The organism is Kocuria sp. CH-021, assembly GCF_049716185.1.
GTDB lineage: Bacteria > Actinomycetota > Actinomycetes > Actinomycetales > Micrococcaceae > Kocuria > Kocuria cellulosilytica.
In genome coordinates this window covers 96887-112553 of record NZ_JBNAFK010000011.1, presented here as the reverse complement: position 1 = coordinate 112553, position 15667 = coordinate 96887, and the positions used below count along the sequence as shown (strand labels likewise).

The window sequence follows — 15667 nt, the reverse complement described above, 5'->3', positions numbered from 1 at the left end:
CTTGTCCCACGACACCAGCTCCCACGAGAACGGCGACCGTCCGGCCGCCCGGCCCGAGCCGACGCAGGACGGGGGCGCGGAGCAGCTGCACTGGGCCGTCTGGTCCGTGTTCGCCCGTCCCGCCGGCGGCGCCGGGGCCCGGACGGCCGGCGACGACGCCTCGGCGGCCGCCGAGTTCGACGGCGTGGTCGAGCAGCTGGCGGACGAGGGCGTGACGCTGCGCGGCGCCTACGACGTCTCGGGGATGCGCGAGGACGCCGACGTCCTGACGTGGCTGCACGGCGACGACCCCCAGGTGCTCCAGTCCGCGGTCCGCCGGCTCCGCCGCACGGAGCTGCTGGCCGGCACCGCGCAGGCCTGGAACGCGATGGGCGTCCACCGGGACGCCGAGTTCACCCGGAACCACTCGCCGTCCTTCGCCCGCGGCCTCGCCCCCGAGGACTGGGTCTGCGTCTACCCGTTCGTGCGCTCCTACGAGTGGTACTACATGAACGCCCAGCGCCGCGCCGAGATGCTGCGCAACCACGGCATGGCGGCGCGCGACTACCCGCAGGTGCTCGCGAACACCATCGCGTGCTTCGGGCTCAACGACTACGAGTGGCTGCTCGCGCTCGAGGCCCCCGAGCTGGTGGACCTCGTCGACGTCATGCGGGCCTTCCGCAACACGGAGGCACGGCTGCACGTGCGCGAGGAGACGCCGTTCTACACGGGGCGCCGGGTCCGCTCCGAGGAGCTCGCGGAGGTGCTCCGTTGAGCGCCGAGAACGCCCTGTCACGGGCCCGGGCGCACGCGCCCGAGCAGTACGACGCCGTGGTCCTGTCGTCCTTCGGCGGCCCGGAGGGGCAGGACGACGTCCTGCCGTTCCTGCGCAACGTCACGCGGGGCCGCGGCATCCCCGACGAACGGCTCGAGGAGGTCGCCACCCACTACCGGGCCAACGGCGGCGTGAGCCCCATCAACGCCCAGAACCGCGCGCTGCGCGCCGCCCTCGAGGCCGAGCTGCTCGGCCGGGGCCTGAGCGTGCCCGTGCTGTGGGCCAACCGCAACTGGGCGCCCTACGTGGCGGACGTCGTGCGGGAGTGCCACGCCCGCGGGATGCGCCGGCTCCTGGTGCTCGCCACCAGCGCCTACTCCAGCTACTCCGGCTGCCGCCAGTACCGCGAGGACTACGGGGTGGCGCTCGAGGAGCTCGGCCTCACGGAGGAGATGCAGGTGGACAAGGTCCACCAGTACTACGACTCGGAGGGCTTCGTGCAGCCCTTCGTCGAGGGCCTCCGGGAGGGCCTCGCGCAGGTCCGCGGGCAGCTGGGCGCCGAGGGCGGCAGGATCGCGGTCCTGTTCTGCACGCACTCCATCCCGACCACCGACGCCGAGGCGTCCGGGCCGGCGCGGATGGACTTCGAGGAGAACTCCGCCTACGTGGCCCAGCACCTGGCCGTCGCCCGGACCGTGCTCGAGCGCGTGGGACCGGAGGAGCTGGGGGACCACACCTGGGACCTCGTCTACCAGTCCCGCTCCGGGCCCCCGCAGGTGCCGTGGCTCGAGCCGGACGTCAACGACGCGCTCGAGGAGGTCGCCGGGCGCGGGGTCGCCGGCGTGGTGCTCGTGCCGCTGGGCTTCGTCTCCGACCACATGGAGGTCAAGTGGGACCTCGACACCGAGGCCCTGGAGACCTGCGAGCGGCTCGGCCTGCCGGCGGTGCGCACCCCCACCGCGGGCACCCACCCGGCGTTCGTGGCCGGGCTCGCGGACCTCGTGGAGCAGCGCGTTGCCGGACGCGCCTCCCCGCCGCGGGTCTCCGCCTGCGCCTCGGGCACGTGGTTCGACGACTGCGCCCCGGACTGCTGCGTCAAGGTGCTGCGCGGCGCCGCCGGACCTCGCCCGACCATCGCCCAGCGCCCCCACGGAGAGCCCCTCCCGGTCGACCTCGACGAGGCCGGGGAGGTGAGGTGGGCATGACGGCCGCGGCACAGGAGCTTCCGTCGTTCCGGGTCGGGACCCGCGGCTCCCGGCTCGCGCTCACGCAGACCGGCACGGCGGCCCGCGCCGTCGCGGCGGCCGGCGGGCTGGAGCCGGAGCTCGTCACCATCCGCACCGAGGGCGACGTCCTCACCGGACCCCTGTCCCAGATGGGCGGCACCGGGGTCTTCGCCACGGCCCTGCGGGCCGCGCTGCTCGCCGGCTCCGTGGACCTGGCCGTGCACTCCCTCAAGGACCTGCCCACCGCGCCCGTGCCCGGCCTCGAGGTCGCCGCGGTGCCGGAGCGGGAGGACCCCCGGGACGCCCTGTGCGCCCGCGACGGGCTGACCCTGACCGGCCTGCCCGCCGGGGCCGCGGTCGGCACCGGCTCCCCGCGCCGCGCGGCGCAGCTGCGCGCGGCGCGCCCGGACCTCGAGATCGTCGACATCCGCGGCAACGTGGGCACCCGGCTGGGGCGGGTGGCCCCGGGCGACCTCGACGCCGTGGTGCTCGCCGCCTCCGGGCTGCGGCGGCTCGGGCTGGAGGACGCGATCACCGAGCTGATCGACCCGTCCGTCATGCTCCCCGCTCCCGGGCAGGGGGCCCTCGCCCTGGAGTGCCGCACCGAGGACGCCTCGGGGGACGCTCCGCTCGCCGCCGCCCTCGCCGCGGTGGACCACCTGGAGACCCGCCTCGCCGTGACCGCGGAACGGGCGCTGCTGACCCGGCTCGAGGCCGGCTGCGCGGCCCCCGTGGGCACTCTCGGGCGGATCGAGGACGGCGTGCTCGTGCTCGACGTCGTCGTGGCCGATCCGGACGGCAGCCGGGTCATGCGCCGCAGCGGCCGCACCGCGGAGCGCGGCGTGGACGCCGCCCGGGCGCTCGGCTTCCGGCTGGGCGACGAGCTGCTCGCCGACGGCGCCGGCCGGCTGGCCCGGTTGACGCTCTGAGCCCCGTGCCGCGCCCCGGCCCCGCCGACCGCTCCGCCGACCCCGCCGCCCTGCGCGGGGCCAGGGTCGTCGTGACCCGCTCCGCGGACCGGGCCCGGGAGCTCGTGGACCTGCTGCGCGGGCACGGGGCCCGGGTCCGGCTCGCCCCGCTGCTCGAGGCCACCCTGCCCCGGGACACCCGCCCCGTGACCGCCCTCCTCGACCGGGCGGCGGACCCGGGGCCCGCCGCCCGGACTTGGCTGGCGGTGACCTCCGTGACCACGGTCCGGGCGCTGCGCGCGGTCGCCGGCGACCCGGCCGGTGCGGGGCTCGGCGACCGGATCGCGGCGGCACGGCGGGCCGGTCTGCGCGTCGCCGCGGTGGGGGACGCCACGGCCGCGGCGCTCACCGCGTCCGGGCTGCCGCCGGACCTGGTGCCCGGCACCGCCCACTCGGCCGCCGGGCTGCTCGCCGACTGGCCGCCGGAGCCCGACCCCGGCACGGTCCTGCTGCCGCTCTCCGCCCGGGCGCGGCCCGTGCTCGAGACCGGCCTGACCGGGCGGGGGTACCGGGTCCTGACGGCCACGGCGTACGAGACCGTGCCCTGGCCGGCCGCCGCGCCCCTCGTGCGGCCGGCCCCGGACGAGGACGTCGAGGAGCTGCACCGGTCGGACCTGCTGGCGGCCCTGGCCGCGGGCGAGGCCGACGCCGTGGTGCTCACGGCGCCGTCCCACCTGGCCGAGCTCGTCGGCGACGACCCCGGCGTCCTGGCGGGCCCCGTCCTCGTGGCCATCGGCGAGCCCACGCGCCGCGCCGCCGCCGACCTCGGCCTGCCCTCCGTGGCCGCCGCCCTGCCCACCCCCGAGGGGATCCGCGACGCCCTCGCCCGGGCCCTCGCGGACCGGGCACCTGCCGCCCGCCCCGCCCCGCGGACCGCCCGCACCGCTCCACCGGCCCCGCACCCGGCCGCGCCGGCACCCGCCGCGCCGGACTCCGCGGCGCCGCCGACACCGACACCGATCCCGACGACCGAGGAGACGAACTCCGTGACCCACCGAACCCCGCGCTACGACCTGGTCTCCCGCCCCCGCCGCCTGCGCACCACCCCCGCCGTCCGGCGGCTCGCCGCGCAGACCAGGGTCCACCCGTCCGACCTGATCCTGCCCGTGTTCGTCCGGGAGGGCCTCTCCGAGCCCGCCCCGCTCGGCTCCATGCCGGGGGTCGTCCAGCACTCCCTGGACTCGCTCCGGCGCGCCGCCGCGGAGGCGGCGGCCAAGGGTCTCGGCGGGTTCATGGTCTTCGGCGTGCCCGCCGAGCGGGACCCCGAGGGCAGCGCCGGGTGCGACCCCGAGGGGATCCTGAACCGGGCGCTGCGGGCCGTCCGCGCCGAGGTCGGCGACGACCTCGTGGTCATGGCCGACCTGTGCCTGGACGAGTTCACCGACCACGGCCACTGCGGCGTCCTCGCCGAGGACGGGACCGTGGACAACGACGCGACCCTGGAGATCTACGGCCGGATGGCCGTGGCCCAGGCCGAAGCGGGTGCCCACGTGCTCGGCCCCTCCGGCATGATGGACGGCCAGGTCGGCGTGATCCGCTCGGCCCTCGACGAGGCCGGGCACCCCGACGTCGCCGTCCTGGCCTACTCCGCGAAGTACTCCTCCGCGTTCTACGGCCCGTTCCGCGAGGCCGTCGACTCCCAGCTCCAGGGCGACCGCCGCACCTACCAGATGGATCCCGCGAACCGCCGGGAGGCGCTGCACGAGCTGCAGCTGGACCTGGACGAGGGCGCCGACATGGTCATGGTCAAACCGGCCATGAGCTACCTCGACATCCTCCGCGACGTGGCCGAGGTCTCCCCGGTGCCCGTGGCCGCGTACCAGATCTCCGGCGAGTACGCCATGATCGAGGCCGCCGCCGCCAACGGCTGGATCGACCGGAGGGCGGCGATCCAGGAGTCCGTGCTGTCCATCCGCCGTGCGGGCGCCGACTCCGTGCTCACCTACTTCGCCGTCGAGCTCGCGGACTGGTTCCGCGACGAGAACGGCCTCTCCTGACCCCCACCGTCCCCCGAGCCGGCAGCCCCGGCGAAAGGAAGCAGACAGAACCCATGAGCGTTTCCCAGGAACTCTTCGACCGCGCGCGCAAGGTCATGCCCGGCGGGGTCAACTCCCCGGTGCGGGCCTTCGCGTCCGTGGGCGGGACCCCGCCCTTCATCACCGCGGCCAAGGGCCCGTACCTCACCGACGCCGACGGCCGCGAGTACGTCGACCTCGTCAGCTCGTGGGGGCCCGCCCTCGTCGGGCACTCCCACCCGGCCGTCATCGAGGCCGTGCACGAGGCCGTGGAGCGCGGCCTGTCCTTCGGGGCGACCACGCGCGGCGAGACCGAGCTGGCCGAGCTCGTGGTCGAGCGGGTCGGCGCGATCGACGAGCTGCGCATGGTCTCGACCGGCACCGAGGCGGCCATGACCGCGATCCGCCTGGCGCGCGGCGTGACCGGCCGGGACCTCGTCGTGAAGTTCGCCGGGTGCTACCACGGGCACGTGGACTCCCTGCTGTCCGAGGCGGGATCCGGCGTCGCGACCCTCGCCCTGCCGGGCTCCGCCGGGGTCACCGCGGCCACCGCGGCCGAGACCCTGGTGCTGCCCTACAACGACCTCGCCGCCGTGGAGGAGGCCTTCGCCGCGCACCAGGGCCGGATCGCCGCCGTCATCACCGAGGGCGCGCCCGCCAACATGGGCGTGGTCACCCCCGGCGAGGGCTTCAACGCGGGGCTGCGCCGGATCACCCGCGAGCACGGGGCCCTGATGATCTTCGACGAGGTCCTGACCGGCTTCCGCGTGCACGAGGCCGGCTACTGGGGCCTCACCGCCGCCGGCGAGGACGGCTGGGAGCCCGACCTGTTCATGTTCGGCAAGGTTATCGGCGGCGGCCTGCCGGTCGCCGGGGTGGGCGGACGGGCCGCGGTCATGAACCACCTGGCGCCCCTGGGCCCCGTCTACCAGGCCGGCACCCTGTCCGGGAACCCGGTGGCGATGGCGGCGGGGGCGGCGACCCTGCGCACCGCGGACCGGATCGCCTACCAGACCGTCGACCGGCGCTCGGCGCAGCTCCAGGACGCGGTGCGCGCCGCGCTGATGGAGGCCGGGGTGGACCACTCGATCCAGTCGGCCGGCAGCCTGTTCTCGGTCGCCTTCGGCACCTCCGCCACCGGCGTGCACGACTACGCGCAGGCCAGGGCGCAGGAGACCTTCCGCTACCCGGCGTTCTTCCACGCGATGCTCGACCAGGGCGTCTACCTGCCGCCGTCGGTGTTCGAGGCGTGGTTCCTCTCCGCCGCGCACGACGACGCCGCGATGGACCGGATCGTCTCCGCCCTGCCGGCCGCGGCCCGCGCGGCCGCCGAGGCCCGGCCCGCCGCCTGACCCGGGGCCGCGCCGCCGTCCCGGGCGCGCTCAGGCGTCCTCGGGAGCGCTCAGGCGTCCTCGGGGCGGCGGAACGGCCAGGCGCCGTCCACCACGGCGTCCGGCCGGGTCCTGCGGAAGTACTCCTGCAGGCTCGCGGCCTGCTCGGCGGCCCACCCGACCTGGTCGGCGTGCAGCGCGGCCGCGGGGCGCACCAGCTCGGGGAAGCGGCGGGCCATCAGCACCGCGAGCCGCTCCGTGGCGAGCGAGTCCGCCGCGGAGGTGTGCGCCGCGGTGAGCTCGACGCCGTACTCCTCGCACAGCGCCCCGAGGGTGCGCTTGCCGCGCCGGTACCGGTGCACCTGCTTGTTGAGCACGTAGGGGTCCAGCACCGGGAAGGGCCGCGGCACCTCGATCCCGTGGCGCCGGCCCTCGTGGGCGAGGACCGTGAAGTCGTACGAGGCGTTGAACACCAGCACGGGCGTGCCCGCGGCGAAGAGGGCGTCCAGGACGCCGGCGATCTCCGCGACCACCTCCGCGGCGGGCCGCCCCTCGGCGCGGGCCCGCTCGGTGCTCACCCCGTGCACGGCCGCGGCCTCCTCGGGGATCTCCACCCCCGGGTCCGCCAGCCACTCCCACTCGTCCGTCACGGCGCCCTCGGCGTCGGTGCGCACCACGGACGCCGTGACGATGCGGGCCGTGTGCGGGTCGCGGCCGGTCGTCTCGAGGTCGAACGAGGCGCGGGGGCCCTCCGTCCACGCGGCGGGCTCCTCCCCGGCGCCCGGGGGCGCCCCGAGGTCGAAGAGCACGTCCTGCTCCGCGGCGTCGTCCGCCGCGGGAGGATCGGCCCGCGGCGCGCGCAGCGGGGCGGCGTCGAACAGGGGGAGCTGGTCGGTGGGGCCGGCGGGGCCTGAGGGCGAGGACATGGCTCCCACCGTACCGGCCCCCTCCGACCCGGGACGCGCCACCGCTGCCGGGCGCCGCGCCGCCGGGGACCGGGGCGGGCCCTCCGGCACGCACGGGAGCGGCGGGCTTAGACCGTCGGAGTCCCGTGATGGGATGGGATCCATGCGGCACACCGAGGACAGCACCCCCGCCACGAGCTCCGCCGTGCCCGGAGCCGTGCGCTGGAACCTGGTGCCCCCGAACGGCTCCGCGCCGGAGCGCACCGCGTGGCGGCCCGGCCCCGAGCAGGAGGAGATCGCCGCGCTGCCGGCCGGGTGCGGCCCCCGGCTCGTGCTGGGCGGTCCCGGGACCGGGCGGACCCGGGTGCTCGTGGAACTGGCGGCGCGCCGGATCGGCCACGGCCTCGACCCGGACCGGCTGCTCGTGCTCACGCCGTCCCGGCTCGCGGCCGCCCGGCTGCGGGACGACCTCACGGCCGCGGTCGCCGCGACCATGAGCTCCCCGCCCGTGCGGGCCTGGCAGTCCTACGCCTTCGACCTCCTCCGGCGGGCGCAGAACGAGGGGCTGCTCCCGGGCGTCGCGCACGGTCCCAAGCTGCTGTCCGGCCCGGAGCAGGACGTGCTCATCGGCGAGCTCATGGCCGGGCACGCCGCCGGCCTCGGGGCCGCCGTCGTGTGGCCCCCCGACCTCCGGGAGGCCCTGGGCACCCGCGGCTTCCGCCAGGAGGTGCGCGAGCTCTTCGACCGGATGTCCGAGTACGACCTCGCCCCCGACGACCTCCGCGCCCTCGCCCGGCGCCTGGAGCGCCCGGACTGGGCGGCGGCCGCCACGGTGCGCGCCGAGTACCTGGCCGTGCGCCGGCTGCGGATGCCGGAGTCCTACGACCCCGCCGTCCTCGTGACCGAGGCCGCACGGGTCCTCGAGGAGCAGCCGGAGTTCCTGCGGGCCGAGCAGGAGCGGCTCGAGCTCGTGCTCGTGGACGACCTGCACGAGGCGACGCCCTCCATCCACCGGCTGCTCGCCGTGCTGTGCCGGGGGCGGGACACCGTCATGACCGTCTGCACGGACACCGTGGTCCAGGGCTTCCGCGGGGCCCGGCCCGACCTCCTGCGCACCCTCGACGACCGCCTCGCCGATCCCGCACGGCCCCTCCGGCGGCACACCCTGGGCACGAGCCGGCGGATGCCCCGGGCCGTCGCGGAGGTCTGGCAGCGCGTGGCCGAGCGGATCCCCGCCGTCGCCGGGGCCCGGCACCCCCGCACCCTCCTGCCCCTCGAGGACACCGCGGACGCCGAGAACACACTGGACGCCGAGGACGCCCCTGCACTCACGGACGCCGCGGGCGCCGCGGCGGAGCACGCCCCGGCCGGCGGCCCGGGGACCGGCGCGGGAGCCGGTGCGCCGCAGGGCGAGGTCACCACGGTGGTGCTCCCGTCGCCGCTGCACGAGGCCCGCTGGATCGCGCACCAGGTCCTCGAGCGCCACCTCGTGCACGGGGTCCCGCTGGCCGACATGGCCGTGGTCGTGCGCAACGGCCGCTACCTGGAGGGCCTCGAGCGCCAGCTCTCCGCCCTCGGCGTGCCCGTCAGCACCTCCGCGGCGGAGATGCCGGTCCGGGACGAGCCGGCGGTGCGCCCCCTGCTGGGCGCCCTGCGCATTGTGACCGAGGCGGCCGGGGCGGCGGGGGACCGCGGGGCGGACGGGCACTTCGGCGCCCTCACCGTCCAGGCGGCCGTCGACCTCCTGACCTCGCGGATCGGCGGCGCCTCCCCGATGGACGTCCGCCGGCTGCGCCAGCGGCTCCGGGCGGAGGAGCTCGTCGGGGGCGGGGTCCGCACCAGCGACGACCTGCTCGTGGAGGCCCTCGTGGCCCCCGGGGCGCTCGACGCCTCCGGGGTGCGCTCCGTGCCGGCCCGCAGGATCGCCCGGATGCTCTCGGCCGGGACCGGCGCCCTCCGGGAGGAGGGCGCCACGGCGGAGACCGTCCTGTGGGCGCTGTGGGAGGCGGCCGGGGTCGCCGAGTCCTGGCGGCGCCGCGCGCTGGAGGGCGGCCCGGCGGGGGAGCGGGCCGACCGCGACCTCGACGCCGTGGTGGGCCTGTTCGAGTCGGCCGAGCGGTACGTCGACCACCTGCCGGGCGCGAGCCCCGCACAGTTCCTGGACTACATCGACAACCAGGACCTGCCCATGGACACCCTGGCCGCCCGCGCCCCGACCGACGAGACGGTGGAGATCATGACCCCGGCCACGGCCGCCGGCCGGCAGTGGCCGGTGGTGTTCGTGGCCGGCGTGCAGGAGGGCGTGTGGCCCAACACCCGTCTCCGCGGGCAGCTGCTGGGCGCGGACCTGCTCACGGACGCGCTCGACCTCGGCGTCGAGCAGGCCGCACGCGTCACCCCGGTGACCCGGATGCGGGAGGTCCGCCACGACGAGCTGCGCTCCTTCTCCGCCGCGGTCTCCCGCAGCTGCGGAACGCTCGTGGTCACGGCGGCCTCGGGCGAGGACGAGCAGCCCTCGGAGTTCCTGGACCTCGTCGACCCGCCGGGATCCCGGGACGGGGACGGCACCCGGGCCGTGGTGGACGCCCCGCGGCCCATGACGCTGCGCGCCCTCGTGGCCGAGCTGCGGCAGTGGGTCCAGCTGCACGAGGAGGACCCGGTGCGCTCCGAGGCCGCGGCCCGGCTGCTCCACCGCATCGCCTCCTCCCCGCGCCCGGTGCCGGGCGCCGACCCCGACACCTGGTGGGGCGCGGGGGAGCTCTCCAGCACGGCGCCCGTCTTCGACGACGGCGTCCCCGTGCCCGTCTCCCCGTCCCGGATCGAGACCATCCACCGGTCCCCGCTCGACTGGTTCGTGGCGGCCTCGCGGGCCGAGGCCGCCACCGACCTCAGCCGCAGCCTCGGCTCGCTCGTGCACGCCATCGCCGAGGAGCTGCCGGAGGCGGCGGGCTCCGAACTCGTCGCCGAGCTCGAGCGCCGGTGGTCCACGCTGGGCCTGCCGGACACCTGGGAGTCCGCGGTCCAGCTCGAGCGGGCCCGGCAGATGCTGCGCAAGTTCGCCCAGTACGTCCTGGACGCCCGCAGCAAGCACGGCCGCCGGCTGGCCTCCGTGGAGGGCGCCTTCAGCGTGCTCGTCCAGGGACGGGCGCGGGACGCCCTGCTCCGGGGCCGCGTGGACCGCCTGGAGCTGGACGAGCAGGGCCGCTACGTCGTCGTCGACCTCAAGACCGGACGGAACCAGCCGGCCGGGGCGAAGATCGCCGAGCACCCGCAGCTGGCGGCCTATCAGGTGGCGCTGACGGCGGGGGCGGGCACGGCCATGGTCGCCGGGGCGGACGAGGCCGTCCTCGAGCTGCCCGGCGGCACCGTGACGGAGCTCTCCGGCGGCGCCCTGCTCGTCCAGCTCGGCACCCGGGCCAAGTCCCCCTCCGTGCAGCAGCAGGACCCCCTCGACCCGGAGGCCACGTGGGCGCGGGAACTGATCACCCGGGCCGCGGAGCTCGTGGCCGGGGAGCGGTTCACCGCCCGCCACGACCAGGCCGAGGGCGCCTTCAACGGGCACGGGTGCAAGCTGCCGCAGATCTGCCCGCTGTGCGCCGAGGGGCGGCAGGTGAGCGAACCGTGAGGACGGACCCCGGACCCCTCCCACCCGGACAGCAGGAGACGACAGCGACCATGACCGACGCCCCCGGCGACCGCACCGCGCCCGGCACGGCCGAGCACCCCTACGGCGGCGTCGAGCCCCGGTACAGCCCCGAGGAGCTCGCCGAGCTGCTCGGCGGCAACCGGCCCACGGCGCAGCAGTCAGCGGTGATCTCCGCCCCGCTCACGCCCCGGCTGGTCGTCGCGGGCGCGGGCTCGGGCAAGACCGCCACCATGGTCGACCGCGTGGTCTGGCTCGTGGCCAACGGCGTGGTCGCCCCGGACCAGGTCCTCGGCGTGACGTTCACCCGCAAGGCCGCCGGCGAACTGGGGGAGCGCATGCGCTCCCGGCTCGCCCGGTTGCGCGCCCAGGGGCTCGTCGCCCCCGTGGGCGCCGAGGAGGACGACCTGCCGGCCGCGCCCCAGGACCCCACCGTCAGCACCTACCACTCCTACGCCAACACGCTCGTGCGCAACTACGGGCTGCGGATCGGGATCGAGCCGGACACCACGCTGCTGGGCCAGGCCCGGACCTGGCAGATCGCCGCGCAGACCGTGGAGGCCTGGACCGGGGAGCTGCTGGAGACCATGCCCGCGAAGTCGACCATGGTCGGCGCCGTCCTCGACCTCGCCTCGGCGTGCGCGGAGCACCTCGTGGACCCGGGGGACGTGGAGCGCTTCGCGTCCCAGCTGCTCGGCGCGCTGGCCACCACGCCCCCGGGGCGCCGGAAGAAGACCCTGGGCGCCCAGCTGAAGAAGGTCGAGGACAACCAGCGCACCGCGTGGGTCCTCGCCGAGCTCGTGGCCGACTTCTCCCGGCGCAAGCACGAGGCCCAGGCCATGGACTTCGGCGACCTGCTCTCCGCGGCGGCCCGGCTCGCGGAGCAGGACCCGGCCGCCCGCCGGACCGAGCGGGAGCGCCACCGGGTGGTGCTGCTCGACGAATTCCAGGACACCTCGCACGCCCAGCTGCGGCTCTTCGCCGCCCTCTTCGGCCAGGGGCACTCCGTGATGGCCGTGGGCGACCCCCAGCAGTCGATCTACGGCTTCCGCGGGGCGTCCTCCGGGCAGCTGTTCGGCTTCTACGACTCCTTCCCGGTCGCCCCCGGTCAGGACGGGGAGCCCAGCTTCCTCACCACGGCGTGGCGCAACGACGCGAGCATCCTCGACGTCGCCAACACCATCGCCGCGCCCCTGCGGACCTTGCCGGCGTGGGCGCGCAGCCGGTCCTCCCTCGCCGTTCCCGAGCTGACCCCGCGGCCCGGTGCGGGCACCGGCCTGGTGCGGATCAGCCAATGGGCGACCGACGTCGAGGAGGCCGTCGCGCTCGCGGAGCGGGTCCGGACCCGCCGGGAGCAGCACCGCGGCGAGCCGGAGGACCAGATGCCCACCATGGCGGTGCTCTGCCGCAAGCGCTCCCAGATCGAGCCCGTGCGTCGGGAGCTCGCCGCCCGGGGCATCCCCTACGAGGTCGTGGGCCTGGGCGGGCTGCTCAGCACGCCGGAGGTCTCCGACGTCGTCGCGACCCTCCGGGTGCTGGACGACCCCGGCCGCTCGGACGCCCTCGTGCGGCTGCTCGCCGGCGCCCGCTGGCGGATCGGCACCCGGGACCTCATGGCCCTCGCCGACTGGGCGTCGCACCTGGAACGACGCCGCACGGAGGCCGCGCGAGCCGGCCGGGCCGAGGACCTCGAGAGCCCGGTGACCGCGGAGGAGGCCCAGGAGGACGCCCTCGTCGAACCCGATCTCTCCGACCACGCGTCGCTGATCGAGGCCCTCGAGACCCTCCCACGGCCCGGCTGGTCCTCCGCGCACGGCCGCAGCCTGTCCGGGACCGCGCGGGAACGCCTGATCAGGCTGCGGGCGGAGCTGGAGCACCTGCGCTCCTTCCTCTCCGACGACCTGCCCAGCCTGCTCCACGAGGTCGAGACGGTCCTCGGCCTCGACGTCGAGGTGGCCGCGCACCCGCACCGCGCCGTCCACCAGGCCCGGCGCAACCTGGACGCCTTCCAGGAGGCGGCACAGTCCTTCACCGCGTTCTCCGCGACGAGCGACGTCTCGGCCTTCCTCGCGTGGCTCGACGTCACGCTCGCGGAGGAGAACGGGCTCGAGCCCGGCCCGGAGAGCACACGGCACGACGCCGTGCAGCTCGTCACGGTGCACGCCTCCAAGGGCCTCGAGTGGGACCACGTCTACGTCCCGGGCCTCAACGCGGGGAACTTCCCGACCGACAAGCCCTCCCGCTGGACCCTCGACACCGGCACCCTGGCCTGGCCGCTGCGCGGTGACGCCCGGTTCCTGCCGCAGTGGGCCGTGGACACGACCGACCTGAAGGCCCTCGAGGAGTCCCACGCGGAGTACCTGGAGCTCGCCGCCCAGCACGCCGAGGACGAGGAGCGCCGGCTCGCCTACGTGGCCGTGACCCGGGCCCGGGAGGTGCTGGAACTGTCCTGCACCGCCTTCCGCGGCACGGCCGCGAAGAGCCAGGGGCCCTCCGCGTTCGTCGCGGAGCTGGCGCCGCTGACCGAGGGCCCCGAGCCGTCCGTCCGCCTCGGCCCCTGGGCCGAGGCGCCCGAGGGGGCGCGCAACCCGGCGGCGGCCACCGTGCTGAGCGCTCCGTGGCCGTACGACCCGCTGGAGGGTCCCGAGGTCACCGAGACCGTGACGGACGAGAGCGGGCACAGCTCCGTGCGCGTGAGCCCGCCCCCGCACCTCGGCCGCCGGGCCGTGCTCGAACGGGCCGCTCGCGCGGTGCGGGAGCGCGGGTTCGAGGACACCGCGGACCTCGACGTCGAGGACCTGCTCGGCGTCGCGGCGCGGGACGGGCTCGCACCCGACCCGCGCCGGTGGTCGGAGGAGGCGAAGATCCTGCTGGCCCGGCACGAGGACGCCAGGACGGAGCGGACCGTTCCCATGCCGTCCCACGTCTCGGCGTCGACCCTCGTGGCGCTCTCGCGCGACCCGCTCGAGGTCGTGTCGGGCCTGCGCCGGCCCATGCCGCGCCGGCCCGGGACCGCGGCGCGGCGGGGCACCACGTTCCACGCCTGGATCGAGCAGTACTACGGCAGCTCGGCGATCTTCGACGCCGGGGAGCTGCCCGGGACCGCCGACGACTACGTCGACGCGGCCTACGACCTCCCCGAGCTCGCCGCGACGTTCCGGTCGAGCCCGTGGGCGGACCGGCAGCCGTACGCGGTGGAGTTCCCCCTCGAGACCCCGGTCGCCGGGATCACGGTGCGGGGCCGGGTGGACGCCGTCTTCCGCAACGGCGACGGCACGTGGGAGCTGGTCGACTGGAAGACGGGGCGGGCACCGGCCGGGCGGGAGCTGCGGGAGCGGTCGGCGCAGCTGGCGGTGTACCGGCTCGCGTGGTCCCGCTTGCGGGGCGTCCCGCTCGAGGAGGTCACCGCCGCCTTCTACTACGTGGCCGAGGACCGGGTGGTCCGCCCGCACGACCTCGCCGGGGCCGAGGAGCTCGAGGCGGTGGTCCGGGAAGCCTACGACGTGGTGCTGCGCCCCTGAGCGGGGCCCTCCGGGCCCTCCCGCGGCGTGCGGCCGGGGAGAGGCCCGGGCGCCCCGGCCGGGGCGGGGCCCTCGGGATCACGCGTCCGGTGGGAGCCCTCGGTGCCGTGCACCGCACGGGGGCTGTCGGGGCCGCTCGCCGGACGGGAACCCTCGGGGCCGCCGGCCGGCTGAGGGCTCTCGGTGCCGCCGGCCGGCCGGGGGCGCTGGTCCCCGTGCGGCACGGAGAGCTCCGCCGGGTGCTCCGGGGACCCGGCACCCCGTGCCGGGTCCGGGAGCCGGGCGACGTCCTGCTCGAGGGTGGCGAGCATCTGCTCCGCGTCGGCCACCAGGTCGTCCGCGCCGCGGTCCACAGCGCGCACCAGCCACTGGGCGAGAGCGAGCTCCGCGTCCAGCCGGGCGCGGTCCAGCAGGTGGGGGTCCGGTTCCCGGTCGGGCGCCTGGAAGGACGTGCGGCGGCAGGCCGTGGCGTAGGCCTCGAGCACGCCCTCGGCGAGACGGGCGTCGCGTGCCGCGAGGAGCCACGCGAAGTCCTCGGCGGGATCGCCCACGTGCAGGTCGGTCCACCCGGTCACCCCGCGCACCCGCCCGCGAGAGATCACGAGGTCGTCCTCCTGCAGGTCGCCGTGGACCACGCGGGGCTCGAACCGCCACACGTCGCGGTCCTCCAGGACCCCTTCCCACCGGTGCAGCAGAGCGGCCGGCACGCGCTGCGTCCCGGCAGCCCGGCGCAGCTCCGCGACCCGGCGCGTCCGGCACTGCTCGGCGGTGTAGCCGGGCAGGTCCGCGTCCAGGACCAGGGCGGGCGGCAGGGCGTGGATCGCGGCCAGCAGCCGCCCGAGCTGCACGGTGAGCGTGGGGGGCGGATCGGCGCTGGGCACGTGCCGGTGGTGCTCCGGGTCCGGCTCCGCGGCCATGCGGGCCAGCGCGTCGATGTCCAGCGGGGCGCCCTCGATGTGGGAGTGCACGAAGGCGTGCAGGTCGCCGTGGGCCACGGAGCCCGCGGCGGTGGGGACCAGGAACGGGAGGCGGGACCGGACGGCCGGGGTGAAGGAGCGGAGCACCAGGTGCTCGGTCTCCAGGCGCACGCTCGCCTCGGGACTCAGCGGGGAGCGCACCCGCCAGCGCCGGCCGGCCGCGTCGACCACCACGGCGGACCGGAAGTCGGCGTCGTCGTCGGGGGAGGGTCCCACGGCCACGGGCGCGAGTCCGGGGACGCCTGCGGCGGCGACGGCGGCCAGGTGCTCGAGGGACGTGCTCACGGCGTCCACCCTACAAGAGGCCCGGCGGGGAGAGCGGCCGCC

9 protein-coding genes and 1 pseudogene are annotated in these 15667 nt (G+C 76.6%); 8 read left to right on the top strand and 2 right to left on the bottom strand.

Translation table 11 applies throughout. The features are described from left to right. Position 1: 1 nt before the first annotated feature. The 6 genes and pseudogenes from hemQ (at position 2) to hemL (ending at position 6315) form a co-directional block, all read left to right on the top strand. Positions 2-754 (top strand): hydrogen peroxide-dependent heme synthase, encoded by a 753-nt coding sequence (gene hemQ / locus ACPYN7_RS10430; protein ID WP_058874806.1) that lies wholly within the window; start codon positions 2-4, stop codon positions 752-754. Further along, on the top strand, positions 751-1959 hold the full coding sequence (locus ACPYN7_RS10425) for a ferrochelatase (RefSeq protein ID WP_058874805.1): 1209 nt from the start codon (positions 751-753) through the stop codon (positions 1957-1959). Before hemQ ends, ACPYN7_RS10425 begins: the two co-directional genes overlap by 4 nt. Further along, positions 1956-2909 carry a hydroxymethylbilane synthase gene (hemC, locus tag ACPYN7_RS10420; RefSeq protein ID WP_424347599.1) on the top strand — a complete coding sequence of 318 codons (954 nt, stop codon included), beginning with the start codon at positions 1956-1958 and terminating at the stop codon, positions 2907-2909. The genes ACPYN7_RS10425 and hemC overlap by 4 nt, the downstream gene beginning before the upstream one ends. A 5-nt stretch (positions 2910-2914) precedes the next feature. Continuing rightward, positions 2915-3748 (top strand): annotated as a pseudogene (locus ACPYN7_RS10415) (uroporphyrinogen-III synthase); the annotation flags it as partial. A gap of 186 nt (positions 3749-3934) precedes the next feature. Next, complete coding sequence (gene hemB, locus ACPYN7_RS10410; RefSeq protein ID WP_058874843.1) at positions 3935-4945, top strand: porphobilinogen synthase; 1011 nt, start codon at positions 3935-3937, stop codon at positions 4943-4945. A gap of 53 nt (positions 4946-4998) precedes the next feature. Then, a complete protein-coding gene (hemL, locus tag ACPYN7_RS10405) occupies positions 4999-6315 on the top strand; it encodes a glutamate-1-semialdehyde 2,1-aminomutase (protein WP_424347598.1) in 1317 nt (438 codons plus the stop codon). Between the two features lie 50 nt (positions 6316-6365). Here hemL and ACPYN7_RS10400 read toward each other — a convergent pair whose 3' ends face one another. Then, positions 6366-7220, bottom strand: coding sequence for a 3'-5' exonuclease (locus ACPYN7_RS10400; RefSeq protein WP_082697153.1), 855 nt, complete (start codon positions 7218-7220; stop codon positions 6366-6368). A 142-nt stretch (positions 7221-7362) separates the two neighbouring features. On the opposite strand from ACPYN7_RS10400, the gene ACPYN7_RS10395 reads away from it, so the two are divergent. Next, complete coding sequence (locus ACPYN7_RS10395; RefSeq protein ID WP_424347597.1) at positions 7363-10824, top strand: ATP-dependent helicase; 3462 nt, start codon at positions 7363-7365, stop codon at positions 10822-10824. Between the two features lie 50 nt (positions 10825-10874). Beyond that, positions 10875-14363 carry an ATP-dependent helicase gene (locus ACPYN7_RS10390; RefSeq protein ID WP_424347596.1) on the top strand — a complete coding sequence of 1163 codons (3489 nt, stop codon included), beginning with the start codon at positions 10875-10877 and terminating at the stop codon, positions 14361-14363. Here ACPYN7_RS10390 and ACPYN7_RS10385 read toward each other — a convergent pair. Continuing rightward, complete coding sequence (locus ACPYN7_RS10385; protein ID WP_424347595.1) at positions 14339-15625, bottom strand: phosphotransferase; 1287 nt, start codon at positions 15623-15625, stop codon at positions 14339-14341. The two genes, ACPYN7_RS10390 and ACPYN7_RS10385, sit on opposite strands and share 25 nt — an antisense overlap. Positions 15626-15667 lie beyond the last annotated feature (42 nt).

What these genes read in the sequence shown, in the direction of transcription:
- hemL (WP_424347598.1), top strand. Translation starts at nt 4,999, where the DNA reads ATGAGCGTTTCCCAGGAACTCTTCGACCGCGCGCGCAAGGTCATGCCC.
- ACPYN7_RS10390 (WP_424347596.1), top strand. Translation starts at nt 10,875, where the DNA reads ATGACCGACGCCCCCGGCGACCGCACCGCGCCCGGCACGGCCGAGCAC.
- hemC (WP_424347599.1), top strand. Translation starts at nt 1,956, where the DNA reads ATGACGGCCGCGGCACAGGAGCTTCCGTCGTTCCGGGTCGGGACCCGC.
- ACPYN7_RS10400 (WP_082697153.1), bottom strand. Translation starts at nt 7,220, where the DNA reads ATGTCCTCGCCCTCAGGCCCCGCCGGCCCCACCGACCAGCTCCCCCTG.
- ACPYN7_RS10395 (WP_424347597.1), top strand. Translation starts at nt 7,363, where the DNA reads ATGCGGCACACCGAGGACAGCACCCCCGCCACGAGCTCCGCCGTGCCC.